14 protein-coding genes are annotated in these 14,814 nt (G+C 70.8%); 1 reads left to right on the top strand and 13 read right to left on the bottom strand.

Going from position 1 to position 14,814, the window contains the following annotated elements; translation table 11 throughout:
• Positions 1–111: 111 nt before the first annotated feature.
• A complete protein-coding gene (locus SGFS_RS34920) occupies positions 112–1,383 on the top strand; it encodes an APC family permease (RefSeq protein WP_286256174.1) in 1,272 nt (423 codons plus the stop codon).
• A 10-nt stretch (positions 1,384–1,393) separates the two neighbouring features.
• Here SGFS_RS34920 and SGFS_RS34915 read toward each other — a convergent pair whose 3' ends face one another.
• The 13 genes from SGFS_RS34915 to SGFS_RS34855 all read right to left on the bottom strand — a co-directional run bounded on the left by SGFS_RS34915 (position 1,394) and on the right by SGFS_RS34855 (position 14,750).
• Entirely contained in the window at positions 1,394–1,960 is a 567-nt protein-coding gene (locus SGFS_RS34915) for an SMI1/KNR4 family protein (protein ID WP_286256173.1), read from the bottom strand.
• 689 nt (positions 1,961–2,649) lie between these two features.
• On the bottom strand, positions 2,650–3,045 hold the full coding sequence (locus SGFS_RS34910) for a YccF domain-containing protein (RefSeq protein WP_286256172.1): 396 nt from the start codon (positions 3,043–3,045) through the stop codon (positions 2,650–2,652).
• On the bottom strand, positions 3,042–3,905 hold the full coding sequence (htpX, locus tag SGFS_RS34905; RefSeq protein ID WP_286256171.1) for a zinc metalloprotease HtpX: 864 nt from the start codon (positions 3,903–3,905) through the stop codon (positions 3,042–3,044). The genes SGFS_RS34910 and htpX overlap by 4 nt, the downstream gene beginning before the upstream one ends.
• Before the next feature lie 227 nt (positions 3,906–4,132).
• Positions 4,133–5,656, bottom strand: coding sequence for an NADH-quinone oxidoreductase subunit N (locus SGFS_RS34900; protein ID WP_286256170.1), 1,524 nt, complete (start codon positions 5,654–5,656; stop codon positions 4,133–4,135).
• Complete coding sequence (locus SGFS_RS34895; RefSeq protein WP_286256169.1) at positions 5,653–7,227, bottom strand: NADH-quinone oxidoreductase subunit M; 1,575 nt, start codon at positions 7,225–7,227, stop codon at positions 5,653–5,655. Before SGFS_RS34895 ends, SGFS_RS34900 begins: the two co-directional genes overlap by 4 nt.
• Positions 7,228–7,233: 6 nt before the next feature.
• Entirely contained in the window at positions 7,234–9,228 is a 1,995-nt protein-coding gene (locus SGFS_RS34890) for an NADH-quinone oxidoreductase subunit 5 family protein (RefSeq protein ID WP_286256168.1), read from the bottom strand.
• Positions 9,225–9,632: an NADH-quinone oxidoreductase subunit NuoK gene (gene nuoK, locus SGFS_RS34885; protein WP_286256167.1), complete on the bottom strand. Its 408-nt coding sequence runs from the start codon at positions 9,630–9,632 to the stop codon at positions 9,225–9,227. Before nuoK ends, SGFS_RS34890 begins: the two co-directional genes overlap by 4 nt.
• Positions 9,632–10,312: an NADH-quinone oxidoreductase subunit J family protein gene (locus SGFS_RS34880; protein WP_286256166.1), complete on the bottom strand. Its 681-nt coding sequence runs from the start codon at positions 10,310–10,312 to the stop codon at positions 9,632–9,634. The genes nuoK and SGFS_RS34880 overlap by 1 nt, the downstream gene beginning before the upstream one ends.
• Positions 10,309–10,869: a NuoI/complex I 23 kDa subunit family protein gene (locus SGFS_RS34875; protein WP_286256165.1), complete on the bottom strand. Its 561-nt coding sequence runs from the start codon at positions 10,867–10,869 to the stop codon at positions 10,309–10,311. Before SGFS_RS34875 ends, SGFS_RS34880 begins: the two co-directional genes overlap by 4 nt.
• Positions 10,870–10,871: 2 nt before the next feature.
• Positions 10,872–11,840, bottom strand: a complete 969-nt coding sequence (locus SGFS_RS34870) for a complex I subunit 1/NuoH family protein (protein ID WP_286256164.1) — start codon at positions 11,838–11,840, stop codon at positions 10,872–10,874.
• Positions 11,837–13,672, bottom strand: a complete 1,836-nt coding sequence (locus SGFS_RS34865) for an NADH-quinone oxidoreductase subunit C (protein WP_286256163.1) — start codon at positions 13,670–13,672, stop codon at positions 11,837–11,839. Before SGFS_RS34865 ends, SGFS_RS34870 begins: the two co-directional genes overlap by 4 nt.
• On the bottom strand, positions 13,672–14,364 hold the full coding sequence (locus tag SGFS_RS34860; protein ID WP_286256162.1) for an NADH-quinone oxidoreductase subunit B: 693 nt from the start codon (positions 14,362–14,364) through the stop codon (positions 13,672–13,674). The genes SGFS_RS34865 and SGFS_RS34860 overlap by 1 nt, the downstream gene beginning before the upstream one ends.
• Positions 14,355–14,750: an NADH-quinone oxidoreductase subunit A gene (locus SGFS_RS34855; RefSeq protein ID WP_286256161.1), complete on the bottom strand. Its 396-nt coding sequence runs from the start codon at positions 14,748–14,750 to the stop codon at positions 14,355–14,357. Before SGFS_RS34855 ends, SGFS_RS34860 begins: the two co-directional genes overlap by 10 nt.
• Between the last annotated feature and the right edge of the window lie 64 nt (positions 14,751–14,814).

The raw sequence follows: 14,814 nt of genomic DNA, 5'->3' as shown, positions 1-14,814 counted from the left end.
CTGCGTTTTCCGCCGCGGCCGGGCCGTGGCGCGTGCGTACTTCTTGTCTTGTTGTCGTGGAGGACGCCTCCGTGACGTCCGCCGGTTGCGCTGATCAGTAGGGTGCGGCGCATGACACAACCCGGTTCGGACGCCCCACTGCGCCGCACGCTCGGGGTCGGGGACGCGGTGGTCATCGGTCTCGGGTCGATGGTCGGTGCGGGCATCTTCGCGGCGCTGGGCCCCGCGGCACGCGCCGCCGGGTCCGGGCTGCTGCTCGGTCTCGGCGTCGCCGCCGTGGTCGCGTACTGCAACGCCCTGTCGTCGGCACGCCTGGCCGCCGTGTATCCCGCCTCGGGCGGCACGTATGTGTACGGGCGTGAGCGGCTCGGCGCCTTCTGGGGATATCTGGCCGGGTGGTCGTTCGTCGTCGGCAAGACGGCCTCGTGCGCGGCGATGGCGCTCACCGTCGGCGCGTACGTCTGGCCGGAGCAGGCGCACGCCGTGGCGGTGGCCGCCGTGGTGGCGCTGACCGCCGTGAACCACGGCGGCGTCCAGAAGTCGGCCTGGCTGACCCGTGTGATCGTGGCTGTGGTGCTGGCGGTCCTCGCTTCCGTGGTCGTCGTGTGTCTGGGGTCCGGCGCGTCCGATGCCGGGCGGCTGGGCATCGGGGCGTCCGGGGGCGTGGGCGGGGTGCTTCAGGCGGCCGGTCTGCTGTTCTTCGCGTTCGCCGGGTACGCGCGGATCGCGACCCTCGGCGAGGAGGTACGGGATCCGGCGCGCACCATTCCGCGCGCGATCCCTCTCGCGCTGGGCATCGCGTTGGTCGTGTACGTCGCTGTCGCTGTCGCGGTCCTTTCCGTGCTCGGTTCCGGTGGGCTGGGGCAGGCCTCGGCTCCGCTGGCCGAGGCGGTACGGGCGGCCGGGGTGCCGGGGCTGGTGCCCGTGGTACGGGTGGGCGCCGCCGTGGCCGCGCTCGGGTCGCTGTTGGCGCTGATTCTGGGTGTCTCGCGCACGACGCTCGCCATGTCCAGGGATCGGCATCTGCCGGGCGCCCTGGCCGCCGTGCACCCCCGCTTCCAGGTGCCGCACCGGGCCGAGCTGGCCGTCGGCGCCGTGGTCACCGTGCTGGCCGCCACGGTCGACGTCCGGGGCGCGATCGGCTTCTCCTCCTTCGGTGTGCTCGCGTACTACGCGGTCGCCAACGCTTCCGCCTGGACGTTGAGCCCGGCACCGGTTTCCCGGGGCGTACCGGTGGTCGGGCTCGTCGGATGCGTGACCCTGGCTTTCGCGCTGCCTGCGGTGTCGGTGGCCGTGGGCGCGGCCGTACTGGGTGTCGGAGCAGTCGCGTACGGCGTACGGCGGTGGTGGGATGGGCGCCGGGAGCCGTCGAGCAAGCCGTGAGCGGGCACGCTCACTCGGCCTGTGCAGCCGCCGTGCGTATTCGGAAGTCGGGCCAGGAGACCAGTTCCTTCACCCCGCCCGCGTCGTCGTACCCGCTGGTGTCGTCGAGCCAGGTGCGAAGCCATTCAGCGAGGCCTGGCTCTTCCACGTACCAGGCCTGGTCTGCTCCGTTGGCGTTCGCCTCGAAGAACAGGACGGTGCCCTCCGGCGTGGTGCAGTCCACGCACACGCACGCTCCACAGCAGCAATACGCTATGGGTAGGACGCCTTCGGGCCAGGGCCAATTGGTGTCCTCAGGGCCGCTCTCGCGGTTCGCGAGATATTGCGGGACGGCGGCGGGCCCGTCGGCGAACGGGCTGTCGAGCAGGGGCCACAGGCCGGCGTCGGGGCCGAATCCACCGTCCCCTATCCGTAGATAGAGGGCGGCGAGCAGCGGCGGCAGGGCGAAGCCCAGCGTCGCCTCGGCCCTGGCGAGCGCGGCCGTGGTCACGGGCGAGGGGAGTGAAGTCCAGCCCCACGGGCGGGTGTTGCGGGCCTCCTCCGCCACCCTCTCCAGCAACTGCTCGATCTCGGTCATGGATTCATGATGCAGGGTGGCACTAACAATCGGGCGGGCTGTGGATAAGTGAGCGGGCGCTCAGTCGAGGTGGACCTGGATACGGCTCTCCGCTAGGAAAGCGCGGAGTTCCTCGAAGGTTTCCGGGCGGGGACCGATGAGTGGTGTGAGGCCCAGGCACTCGCGGGCGACATGGGCGTCGTGCCAGGCCAGGGTGAAGGGCCAGGTGGCGCCGAAGCCGCCGGCGTTGCGGGCCCGGGTCGGGCAGCGGCCGAACCAGGGCGTGTTTCGAAAGTAGCGTCGTTCGCCTGGAGGGCGGGGCCCGCGGCGTCTGGTGCGGGGCGGTGCATCGCAGGGCGGAGGGTCGTCCGCGTACTGGGCGTACGCGGACGACCCCGACAACGCGGCGAGGTGCCGTGCCAGGCGTCGCGGGGCAGACGGGACTTTCAAAACACGCCCTAGACGCCGGGGCCGTTCACAGCCTCGCCGAGGGCGCAAAGAAGGCCTGGTCGTCGGTGATGGCGGCCGTCGAGGTGGTAGGTGGCGCCGCGGCCGCGTCGAGCTTGGACAAGTGCCGGTTGGTCAAGGCGGTGTCGAACGTGGTGCGCTCCGCAATGGCGGGTCGATGTCCTCGCCGTTGAACTCGGCTTCCCAGTCCTACGACAGCAGGGCGTACTTCGGCTGTCCCTCCCCCCAACACACACAGGCGCCTACCAGCGTCCGGCGAACGGCTGGTCCGTAGAGACGATCTCGCGGCCCAGGGGCAGCAGCGAGAGCGGGACGAGCTTGAAGTTGGCGATGCCGAACGGGATGCCGATGATCGTGAGGCACAGGGCGAGGCCCGTGAAGATATGGGTCAGCGCGAGCCACCAGCCGGCCAGGACGAACCACAGGATGTTGCCGAGGCAGGAGGGCGCGCCCGCGTCACGGCGTTCGATCGTGGTGTACCCGAAGGGCCAAAGGGCATAGATGCCGATCCTGAACGACGCGACGCCGAACGGAATGCCGATGATGGTGATGCACAGCAGCACACCCGCGAGCAGGTAGCCGAGGAAGAGCCAGAAACCGCTCAGGATGAGCCAGATGATGTTGAGAATGGTCTTCACTGGTGACGACCTGCCATCTTTTCGAGCCGGGCGATGCGTTCTGCCATCGGCGGGTGTGTGGAGAACATTTTGGACAGCCCCTGGCCTGGGCGAAAGGGGTTCGCGATCATCATGTGGCTCGCGGTCTCGATACGGGGCTCCGGGGGCAGGGGGAGCTGCTTCGTGCCTGCCTCGAGCTTGCGCAGGGCGCTGGCGAGGGCCAGGGGGTCGCCGGTGAGGTGGGCGCCCGAGGCGTCCGCCTCGTACTCCCGGGAACGGCTGATCGCGAGCTGGATGAGGCTCGCGGCGAGCGGTCCCAGGATCATGATCAGCAGCAGACCGAGGAGGCCGGGGCCATCGTCGTCGTCCGAGCGGCCGATCGGGATCAGCCAGGCGAAGTTGACCAGGAACATGATCACCGAGGCGAGCGCGCCGGCGACCGACGAGATCAGGATGTCCCGGTTGTAGACGTGGCTCAGTTCGTGGCCGATGACGCCGCGCAGCTCGCGCTCGTCGAGCAGCCGCAGGATGCCGTCCGTGCAGCACACGGCCGCGTTGCGCGGGTTGCGGCCCGTCGCGAACGCGTTGGGCGCGTCCGTCGGGGAGATGTACAGGCGGGGCATGGGCTGGCGGGCCTGGGTGGAGAGCTCACGGACCATGCGGTACAGCGCCGGGGCCTCGAATTCACTCACCGGGCGGGCGCGCATCGCGCGTAGAGCGAGCTTGTCGCTGTTCCAGTACGCGTACGCGTTCGTGCCGAGTGCGACGAAGACGGCGATGATCAGGCCCGTACGGCCGAAGAAGCTTCCTATGACGATGATGAGTGCGGACAGTCCCCCGAGGAGTACGGCGGTCCTGAGCCCGTTGTGCCGGCGGTGCACGGTACGCCCTCCAAGTCGTGCGGCAGGGGAACCCTTTGCTTCTGCTGCTGTTGACTCCACTTCTCAGTGGACCCTCCCGTACTGGTCAACGCCAGGCGGGAGACACTAGTTCCCTTGTGCGCGCGGGTCGGCCGGAGGCCGTCCGGGTGACTGCGGGGCATGGCTCGCACACGCGCGTGGGACTCGTACGTGTCCGCGCACGCGCGCGTGGGGATGCCGTACGGGCGCTAGAAGAGGCCCGTGTCGGCGAAGCGGAGTACTAGCTGGGGGGCTCCGGAGAGGGCGATGCCGAGGATCCCGGTGAGGGCGATCGCGGCGGTCAGGGGGGCCGGGACGCGGTGCCGCTGGGGTTCGCCCTCGGGGGCGCGGAACAGCAGCGCGGTCCACTGGAGGTAGTAGAACAGCGCGATCACGACGTTGACGGCCATAACGACAGCGAGCCAGCCGAGGCCCGCGTCGACAGCGGCCGAGAAGACGGTGACCTTGGCGAAGAGGCCGATGATGCCCGGGGGCAGACCGGCGAGGCAGAGCAGGAAGAAGGCCAGAAGCAGGGCGCTGAGGGGGCTCGCCGCGTACAGGCCTCGGTAGTCGCTGACGCGGTTCAGGGGCTTCGTACGGCCTACGAGGGCGGCCACGGCGAAGGCTCCGAGGTTCACGGCCGCGTACATCAGGGCGTACGCCACGGTGGAACCGATCGCCTTCTCGGCGTCCTTGGAGTAGGCCGCGGCCGCGATCGGCACCAGGAGGTAGCCGGCCTGGCCGACGGACGACCAGGCGAGGAGCCGTACCGCGCTGTACGCGCGCGTGGCCTGCTGTCTGAGGGCGCCGACGTTGCCGACGGTCATGGTGAGGGCGGCGAGCGCGGCGAGGGCCGGGCCCCAGACGTCGGCGTACGGGGGGAGGGCGACGACGGTGATGAGGATGAGTCCGGAGAAGCCGACCGCCTTGCCGACGACCGACAGGTAGGCGGCGACCGGCAGAGGGGCGCCCACGTAGGTGTCCGGGACCCAGAAGTGGAACGGTACGGCGGCTGTCTTGAAGGCGAAGCCGATGAGGGTGAGGACGACGCCCGCCTGGGCGAGGGTGTGGAGCTGGCCGTCGACGTCCTGTATGCGCTCGGCGATCTCGGTGAGGTACAGGGTGCCCGTGGTGGCGTAGAGGAAGCTGATGCCCATCAGGCTGACGGCGGTCGCGGTGACGGACGACAGGAAGAACTTCAGGGCCGCCTCGGAGGACCGCTTGTCGCCGTGTCTGATGCCGACGAGGGCGAAGGCGGGCAGAGAGGCGACCTCCAGGGCGACGACGAGGGTCGCGAGGTCGCGTGAGGCGGGCAGGAGGGCCGCGCCTGCGGCGGACGACAGCAGCAGGAACCAGAACTCCCCTTCGGGGAGTTCCTTCTTCGCGTCCTTCAGGGCCGTCATCGACAACAGGGCCGCGAGGAGAGCGCCGCCGAGAACCAGGAACTGGATGACGATGGTGAAGCGGTCCGCCGTGTAGCTGCAGACGTCCGGGTCGCCGGTCAGACAGAAGGTGGCGCGGTCGCCGTCCAGGAGTGGCAGCAGGGCCAGCGTGGAGACGGCGAGACCGGCGACCGACGTCCAACCGAGCAGTGCCTTCTTGGCGTCGCCCACGAAGAGGTCGGCGATGAGCACGGCGAGGCCGACGATCGCGGCGACGGTGGGCGGCGCGACAGCGAGCCAGTCGACGGACTGGACGACGGACTCGGCCAGGGGCTGGGCCAGGGAGCTCATCGGGTGCCTCCTGCGAGGAGCTGCTGCACGGCCGGGTCGGTCAGTCCGAGCAGGGCCGCGGGCCAGAGGCCGGCGAGGACGGTGAGTGCGACGAGCGGGGTCCAGGCGGCGAATTCGTACGTCTGTACGTCGGCGACCTTCGGTCCCTCCTGCGGGGCGGCGCCCATGCAGACGCGGCGGACCACGATGAGCATGTACGCGGCGGTGAGGAGCGTGCCGAACGCGGCGATCGCCATGAAGGTGAGGAAGGCCGGGCGGCTGAGGCCGTCGGCGGGCCGGAACGCGCCGAACAGCGCGAGCATCTCGCCCCAGAATCCGGCGAGGCCCGGCAGGCCGAGCGAGGCGACGGCGCCGAAGGCGAGCAGGCCGCCGAGGCGGGGTGCCTTGCCGTAGAGGGCGGCGCCGGTCTCCTGGGCGAGGGTGTCGAGGTCGGTGGTGCCGGTTCGGTCCTTCAACGCGCCGACCAGGAAGAACAGCAGGCCGGTGATGAGACCGTGGGCGATGTTGGCGAAGAGCGCGCCGTTAACGCCGGTCGGGGTCATCGTGGCGATGCCGAGGAGGACGAAGCCCATGTGGCCCACGGACGAGTACGCGATGAGGCGTTTGAGGTCGCCCTTCGCGCCCTGCTTGGCGAGGGCGAGGCAGGCGAGGGATCCGTAGATGATTCCGACGACCGCGAAGGCGGCGAGGTATGGCGCGAAGGTGCGGAAGCCGTCGGGGGTGATCGGCAGCAGGATCCGGACGAATCCATACGTACCCATCTTGAGCAGGACGCCGGCCAGCAGGACCGAGCCGACGGTCGGGGCGGCGGTGTGGGCGTCCGGCAGCCAGCTGTGCAGCGGCCACATCGGGGTCTTGACCGCGAGCCCGATCCCGATCGACAAAACGGCGATGACCTGCACGGATGTGGTCAGCTCGGGGTGATTGTCAGTGGCGAGTGCCACCATGTCGAATGTGCCCGCCCTGATTCCGATCAGGAGCAGGCCGAGAAGCATGACCACGGAACCGAGCAGGGTGTAGAGGATGAATCTCCAAGCCGCCTGGGTCCGTTGCTCGCCGCCCCAGCGGGCGATGAGGAAGTACATCGGGATGAGCACCATCTCGAACGCGAGGAAGAACAGCAGCAGGTCGAGGACGGCGAAGGTCGCGAGGGTGCCGGACTCGAGGACGAGCAGCAGGGCCACGAAGGCCTTCGGGGACGGGCCCGCGGGCATCTTGAAGTAGGAGTAGAGCGCGCAGAGGAAGGTCAGCAGCGCGGTCAGGGCCAGAAGGGGGAGGGAGATGCCGTCGATGCCGAGGTGGATGCGCACGTCGAGTGCGGGGATCCAGCTGATGTCCGTGCTGGCCTGCATCTTCGACGGATGGTCGTGGTCGAAGCCGAGCGCCAGGGCGATCGCGGCGATGAGCACGGCGCCGGTCACGGTCACGCCGTGGCGGAGCACGGCCTGCTCGGGTGACTTCCCCTTCAGCCCGGGCGGGGCCGGCAGGAGAGCGGCGGCGGCGCCGATGAGCGGTCCGACGACGACGAACGCCAGAAGGAACTGCATCACGGACTCGTTGATATCGATCACGCCTGCTCACGCTCCCGTGGCGACGAGGAGGGCGGCGACCGCCAGGACGACGGTGCCGGCGAGCAGCGCGCTCACATAGGTCTGCACATTGCCGGTCTGGGCGCGCCGCACGGCCGCGCCGAGGAGACGGGGCAGGGCGCCCGCGCCGCGTACGTAGGTCTCGACGACCTCGCGGTCGAGGAATCGGACGAGACTCGCACCGGCCTGGACCGGGCGGACGAAGAGCGCCGAGTACACGGCGTCGAGGTGGAAGCCGGTGGCCGCGTGGCGGTGCAGCGGGCCGAGCAGGAGGCGGCCCGGGTCCGCCGGGTCGGGTGCCGAGGCCAGGTCTCCGTAGGCGGGTGCGTGGCTGGCGATGGCCTCCGCCTCGACCTGTCCGGCGTCGCCCTCGGGGTGGGCGGCGACGGCTCCCAGGGGTACGTCGGCCGCTTGCGCCCTGGTGTACCGCCAGGCGCCGTAGGTCACGAGTCCGCCGGCCAGGGCGACGCCCGTGCCGAGGACGGATGTGGTGAGGGTGGGTGCCAGGTCGTCGCCGTCGAACCAGTCGGGGAGCCTGCCGTAGGCGAACCCGCCGAGGGCGAGGGACGGGACGGCGAGCACCCAGAGCACCACGGTCATGGTGAGCGGCTGGCGGCCGTGGTCGGGGGCTTCGGTGCCCCGGCCGTGGAAGGCGAGCAGCCACAGGCGGGTGGCGTAGGCGGCGGTGAGCAGGGCCGTGAGGACGCCGGCGACAAGGACGGTCCAGCCCGCGGCGCCGGGGATGTTCTCGGCGTGGCCGGTGGCGGCGTGCTCGGCTGCTCCGAGGACGGACTCCTTCGAGAAGAAGCCGCTGAAGGGCGGGATCGCGGCGAGGGCGAGGAGGGCCACGGTCATCGTCCAGTAGGCGTCGGGGACGCGAGAGCGCAGGTTGCTCATACGGGACATGGCGGCGAGGGAGTTGGTGCCGACGGCGTGGATGATCACGCCGGCCGCGAGGAACAGCAGGGCCTTGAAGGCGCCGTGCGAGAGGAGGTGGAAGACGGCGGCGCCGCGGTCGCCGACGGCGAGGGCGCCGGTCATGTAGCCGAGCTGGCCGATCGTCGAGTAGGCGAGGACGCGCTTGATGTCGTCCTGGGCGAGGGCGGCGAGGGCCGAGCCGGCCATGGTGATCGCGGCCATGACGGCGAGGACGACCAGGGCCGCCGAGGAGGCGGCGAAGACCGGGAGGAGCCGGGCGATGAAGTAGACACCGGCGGCGACCATCGTCGCGGCGTGGATCAGCGCCGAGACCGGCGTCGGGCCCGCCATCGCGTCGGGGAGCCAGGTGTGCAGCGGGAACTGGGCGGACTTGCCCGCGACACCGGCGAGGAGCAGCAGGGCGATCAGGGTCGGGTGGTCCAGGCCGCCGTCGGCGACGGTGGCGAGAATCCGGGTGATGCGGAACGAGCCGGCGTCCGTGGCGAGGGCGAACAGGCCGATGAGGAAGGGGACGTCGCCGAGCTTGGTGACCAGGAAGGCCTTGAGAGAGGCGGCGCGGGCCTCCGGGGTCTCCCAGTAGTGGCCGACCAGGAAGTACGAGCAGATACCCATGATCTCCCAGCCGACCAGCAGCACCATCAGGTCGCCGGAGTAGACGACGAGGAGCATCGCGGAGGTGAAGAGGGAGACCAGAGCGGCGTAGGAGGGGTAGCGCGGGTCGTCGCGGAGATAGCCCGTCGAGTAGATCTGCACACAGGTGGCGACCAGGCCGACCAGGACGGCGACGAGGGCGGCGAAGCCGTCGATGTACAGGGCGAGCTCGATGGGGATCGAGCCGGTCGGGGTCAGTTCGGTGGCCGCGTTGACGGCGGCGTCGCCGCCTTGACGTACGGCGACCAGTACGGCCAGGGCGAAGGCCGTGAGGGTCGGGAGTACGGCGAGGGGGCGGACGAAGCCGGGGGCGGTGCGGCCGAGGAGCAGGCCGGCGGCGGCGCCGAGGAACGGGAGGAGGGGGACGAGGACGGCGAGGGTGGTCGTGGTCACGCGGTGGCCTCAGCCTTCTCGGTCTGCCCGGCCGGGTCTGCCTGGTCTGCCGTGGCGGCGGCCTCGTCCGGGCCGTCGGTCTCGTGGCCCTCGGCGGTGTCGCGGAGCTTGTCGATGTCCGCGGTGCCGCGGTTGCGGTGGACGGCGAGGACGATCGCCAGGCCGATGCCGATCTCGGCGGCGGCGATGGTGATGGTGAACAGGGTCAGGGCCTGGCCCGAGTGCAGGGTCTCCTCGGCGGTCTTGCTGAGCCATACGTCGAAGGCGACGAGGTTGAGGTTGACGGCGTTGAGCATCAGCTCGACGGACATCAGGACGAGGATCGCGTTGCGGCGGGCGAGGACGCCGTACAGGCCGGTGGAGAAGAGGAGGGCGGAGAGCACGGCGGGATAGGCGAGGTGCATCAGCGGGCACCTTCCTGCTCGGCCGGGTCATGTCCCTCGATCGGGTGATTACGGGAATCCGGGACGGCTGGGGAACTGCCGATCACGGCGCGGGAGTTCACAGGGGGAGAGCTCGCATCCGTCTTCGTCTTGCGGGAGAGGACGATCGCGCCGACCAGGGCCGCGAGGAGGAGGACGGAGAGGGCCTCGAAGGGGAGGACCCAGTTCTGGAAGAGGCTTTCGCCGGTGGCCTTGGTGGAGCCCTCGGCGGGGCCGTCGAGGTCGATCCAGGTGGTGCGGAAGGCGTCGACGACAACCCAGACGAGGGCGGCGGCCGCGGCGACGGCCACGGTGAGGGCAGCCCAGCGGTTGCCGGAGTCGGCGTCCGGGGAGCGGCCGATGGGGGCCCTGGTGAGCATCAGACCGAAGAGGAGGAGGACGACGACGGAACCGACATAGATGAGGACCTGCACCCAGGCGATGAACTCGGCGGTGAGCAGGAGGTACTCGACGGCGAGGCCGCCAAGGGTGACGACCAGCCAAAGGGCGGCGTGCACCAGTTGTCGGGTGGTGACGGTGACGAGCGCGGCGCCGAGGGTGACCAGGCCGACGAGGAGGAAGACGATCTCGACGCCGGTCGGGGAGAGAAAGCCGTGTTGTGCCTGGGCGAGGAGGCCGTGTTGTGCCTGGGCGAGGGTCACGACTCTCCTCCCTTGGGTTCGTTCGGATCGGCGGCCTGGGCTGCGAGTTTCTCGGCGGTTTTGCGGGCGGCGGCGAGTTCCTTCGGTTCCTCGGCGGCGGGGTCGAGGGCGGGTGGGGCCGGGACGGTCCACATCCACTCGCGGAGCTTGTCGCGTTCGTGGGTGAGTTCGTGGATGTCGGTCTCGGCGTACTCGAACTCCGGGGACCAGAAGAGGGCGTCGAAGGGGCAGACCTCGATGCAGATACCGCAGTACATGCAGAGGGAGAAGTCGATGGCGAAACGGTCGAGGACGTTGCGGCTGCGCTCGCGGCCGCCGGGGGCGGCGGGCGGAACCGTCTCCTTGTGGGAGTCGATGTAGATGCACCAGTCCGGGCACTCGCGGGCGCACAGCATGCAGACCGTGCAGTTCTCCTCGAAGAGTCCGATGACGCCGCGGGTGCGGGGCGGCAGTTCGGGCTGGGCGTCCGGGTACTGCTCGGTGACGGTCTTTCGCGTCATCGTGCGGAGGGTGACGGCCAGGCCCTTGGCGAGACCACTACCGGGGATGGGGGCCATGGTTACTGGATCACCACCTTGACGACGCCGGTGAGGGCGATCTGGGCGAGGGAGAGGGGGACGAGGAGGGTCCAGGAGAGCTTTTGGAGCTGGTCCTCGCGCAGGCGGGGGTAGGTGACGCGGAGCCAGATGACGATGAAGGCGAGGACGGCCGTCTTCAGGAGGGTCCAGACCCACCCGAGGCCGTCGGCGCCCCAGGGGCCGTGCCAGCCGCCCAGGAAGAGGACGGTGGTCAGGCCGCAGAGGACGACGATTCCGGCGTACTCGGCGAGGAGGAAGAGGGCGAAGCGGAGGCCTGTGTACTCGGTGTAGGCGCCGAAGATGATCTCCGAGTCGGCGACGGGCATATCGAACGGGGGGCGCTGGAGTTCGGCCAGGCCGGCGATGAAGAAGACGATCGCGCCGGTGATCTGCCAGGGGAGCCACCACCACTGGAAGGCGTCGAGGATGCCGGGGAGGGAGACGGTTCCGGCCGCCATCGCCACCGAGGCGGCGGTGAGGAGCATCGGGAGTTCGTAGGCGAGGAGCTGGGCGGCGGTGCGCAGGCCGCCGAGGAGGGAGAACTTGTTGGCGGAGGCCCAGCCGGCCATGAGGGAGCCGAGGACGCCTACGCCCATCACGGCGAGGACGAAGAAGATGCCCGCGTCGATGACCTCGCCGACGGCGCCCTCGCCGGGGCCGATGGGGATGGCGAGGAGGACGAGGAGGTACGGGAGGAGGGCGACTGCGGGGGCGAGTTGGAAGACACGGCGGTCCGCGCCGGCCGGGACGATGTCTTCTTTCTGGGCGAACTTCACGCCGTCGGCGACGAGTTGGGCCCAGCCGTGGAAGCCGCCGGCGTACATGGGGCCGAGACGGCCCTGCATATGGGCCATGACCTTGTGTTCGGTCTGGCCGATGATCAGGGGGAAGGTGAGGAAGACGACGAAGACGAGCAGGAGTCGCAGGGCGACGTCGAGAGCGTCGTTCACTGCGGGCCTCCTGTGGGCGATTCGGGGTCCGTGCCGGGGTCCGTGTCGGGGCCGGTGACGCGGTCAGGGCCGGGGTCACGGTCGTCGTTGGTGGCGGCCGGGTCGGCGGGTGACGGGTCCGACGACGGGTCCCGGTCCGGTGGCGGGGGCGTATCCGTGGGTGCGTCGGGCTTTGAGGCCTGTTGCGGGTGTTCCTCGGGTGACGGTTCCGGTTTCGGGCCGCCGGGGCTGCTTTCCGGCTGGGGCTGCGGTTGGGGTTGTGGGGTCGGCTCGCGGGTCGGCTGAGGTTCAGGAGCCGGCTGGGGCTGCGTTGTCGGTTCCGGCTCGTCGAAGGCCGGGCGGGCGTGGTGCCAGGGGGCGTCTGCGCTGCGGGGGGCCGGGCGGGCGGGGCGGCGTTCCGAGGAGGACTCGCCCGGGGCGGGGGCCGCCGTGGCGGGGCCTTCGGCGGAGGTCGCACGTTGGCTCGCGGAGCCGCCCGAGGCGGTGCGGGCCCGGCGTGGTCCGGCGGGGGGCGTTCGCTCGGGGCGGGAGGGCTGCTGAGCCTGGGTCGCCTGGTCGCTGCGGGACGCGGGCGGGGCTTCGGGTGCCGTTGGCTCGGACGGAGCGGTCGATGCGGCCGACGGAGCCGACTCGGTTGGTTCGACCGATGGAGCCGACTCGGTTGGTTCGACCGATGGAGCCGACTCGGTCGGGGTCGCCGGGGTCGGTGTCTGGGCCGGTTGGGTCGCGGAGCCCTCGCCTGCGGTGCGGGCACGGTGCGCGGTCGTGGGAACGGCGGGGGCTCCGGTCGCCTCGGGCGCCGGGGTGGGCGTCTGGCCGGCCGGACCCTCGGCTGCGGTGCGAGTACGCGGCGACGCCGCCGGAGCGCCCGTCGGCTCCGACGCCGGAGTGGGCGTCTGGCCGGCGGAACCCTCGGCCGCCGTACGAGCCCGGCGCGGCGACACCGCCACACCCGCACCCTCCGACGCCGGAGTGGGCGAAGCAGACGCCTGACTCGCCGAGCCCTCGGCCGCAGTACGCGCCCGGCGCGGCGACGCCGAAGTGGTCGGGGTCTGGCTGGCGGAGCCCTCCGCCGCCGTACGAGCACGGCGTGGTGTCGCAGGAGCGGCCGGGGTCTCGGTCGGGGTCTGGCTCGCCGAGCCCTCGTCGGCTGTGCGGGCGCGGCGTACCGGGCGGTCGCCGGTGGTGCGGGGCGGGCGTTCTCCTGTCGCGCGGGCCGGGGCTCGGGTCGGGCGGGTCGGGGCCGGGGGGAGTTGGCCCTTCAGGGGGCCCCATTCGTTGGGGTCGGGGACGCCTGGGGGAAGCATCTGGCGGCGCTTGGGGCCGCCGTGGGCCGCGCCCGCCGCAGGCTCCCCCGGCTCCTTGGCGCCGGGCCAGGCCTTGGCGACCCGGGCGGCCAGGACGAAGTCCTTGCGAAGGGGGTGGCCTTCGAAGGTGTCGGGCAGGAGGAGGTGGGTCAGGGCCGGGTGGCCCTCGAAGCGGACGCCGAACATCTCGTGGGTCTCGCGTTCGTGCCAGGCGGCACCCGCGTAGACGTCCACGGCGGTCGGGAGGACCGGGGACTCGTGCGGGACCGTGGTGCGCACGAGCAGGCGGCGGACCGGCGTCAGGGCCACCACGTGGGCCGAGACGCGGAAGCCCGTGGCCGGTTCGTCGACCGCGCTCAGCCAGTCGAAATAGGTGCAGCCCAGTTCGTCACGGGCCACGCGCAGCGCGTCCGTCCAGTTCGTGGGCGGTACGTCGACGGTGAGGACCTCGTACGACTCCTCGGCCGTGGCCTCCGTGCCGAACAGTTCGTCGACGGGGGCGGGGAGCCAGCCGACCGTGCTCATCAGGACTCCTCCGAACCCGAACCCGAAGTCGTACCTGAAGGCGAAGTCGAACCCGAAGGCGAAGGCGAAGGCGAACCGGAACCCGTAGGCGATGCGGCAACCGGGGGCTTCACCAGGCCGCTCTGCAGCGCCGTCGGCGACGGGCGCGTCGATCCGGACCCGTACCGCTCCCCCAGCGACTCGCGCGCGATCTTCTCCTGGAGTTTCAGGATGCCCTGGAGGAGGGCCTCGGGGCGGGGCGGGCAGCCGGGGACGTAGACGTCGACCGGGATGATCTGGTCGACGCCCTTCGTCACCGAGTAGGAGTCCCAGTAGGGGCCGCCGCAGTTGCTGCACGCGCCGAAGGAGATGACGTACTTCGGCTCCGGCATCTGCTCGTACAGGCGTTTTACGGCGGGGGCCATCTTGTCCGTGACCGTGCCCGACACCACCATCAGGTCGGCCTGGCGCGGCCCGGGCGCGAAGGGGATCACGCCGAGACGGATGAAGTCGTGGCGGGCCATCGACGCGGCGATGAACTCGATCGCGCAGCAGGCGAGGCCGAAGTTGAAGACCCAGAGCGAGTAGCGGCGGCCCCAGTTCAGGATCACCTTCATCGGCTCGGGGGCGAGGCGGGCGAGGGCGCCCAGCCGTTTCGGCTCCGGCAGCAGCACCGGCTCGGGGGCGTCGGAAGCAGGAGGGGTCACGTCCACGTCAGGACCCCCTTCTTGTAGGCGTAGAGCAGGCCCACGGCCAGGAAGCCGAGGAAGACGAACATCTCCACGAGCGTGGTCGCGCCGTAGCCGGGGTCTGCGAAGACGGTGGCCCAGGGGAAGAGGAAGATCGAGTCGATGGCGAAGATGACGTACAGGAAGGCGTAGACGTAGTAGCGGACCTGGGTGTGGGCCCAGCCCTCGCCGACGGGGTCGACTCCGCACTCGTACGTCAGAAGCTTCTCGGGTGTCGGTACCACCGGGCGCAGCAGGCGGCCCGCGCCGAAGGCCACGGCGACGAAGAGCACGCCGATGGCGGTGAGCAGTCCGACCACCGAGTAGGACTCGAAGTAGTCCGCCGCGACGGCGACGGTCGGTTCCGGCACGTCCGTCCCTCGTTCCTGAGCTGGCGACCTGTGCGTACGCCGCCGTTCGACGATCTGTACGCAC

This window comes from Streptomyces graminofaciens (genome assembly GCF_030294945.1).
GTDB lineage: Bacteria > Actinomycetota > Actinomycetes > Streptomycetales > Streptomycetaceae > Streptomyces > Streptomyces graminofaciens.
Note: the sequence above shows the minus strand (reverse complement) of the source record. Positions and strands in the feature narration are given on the sequence as shown.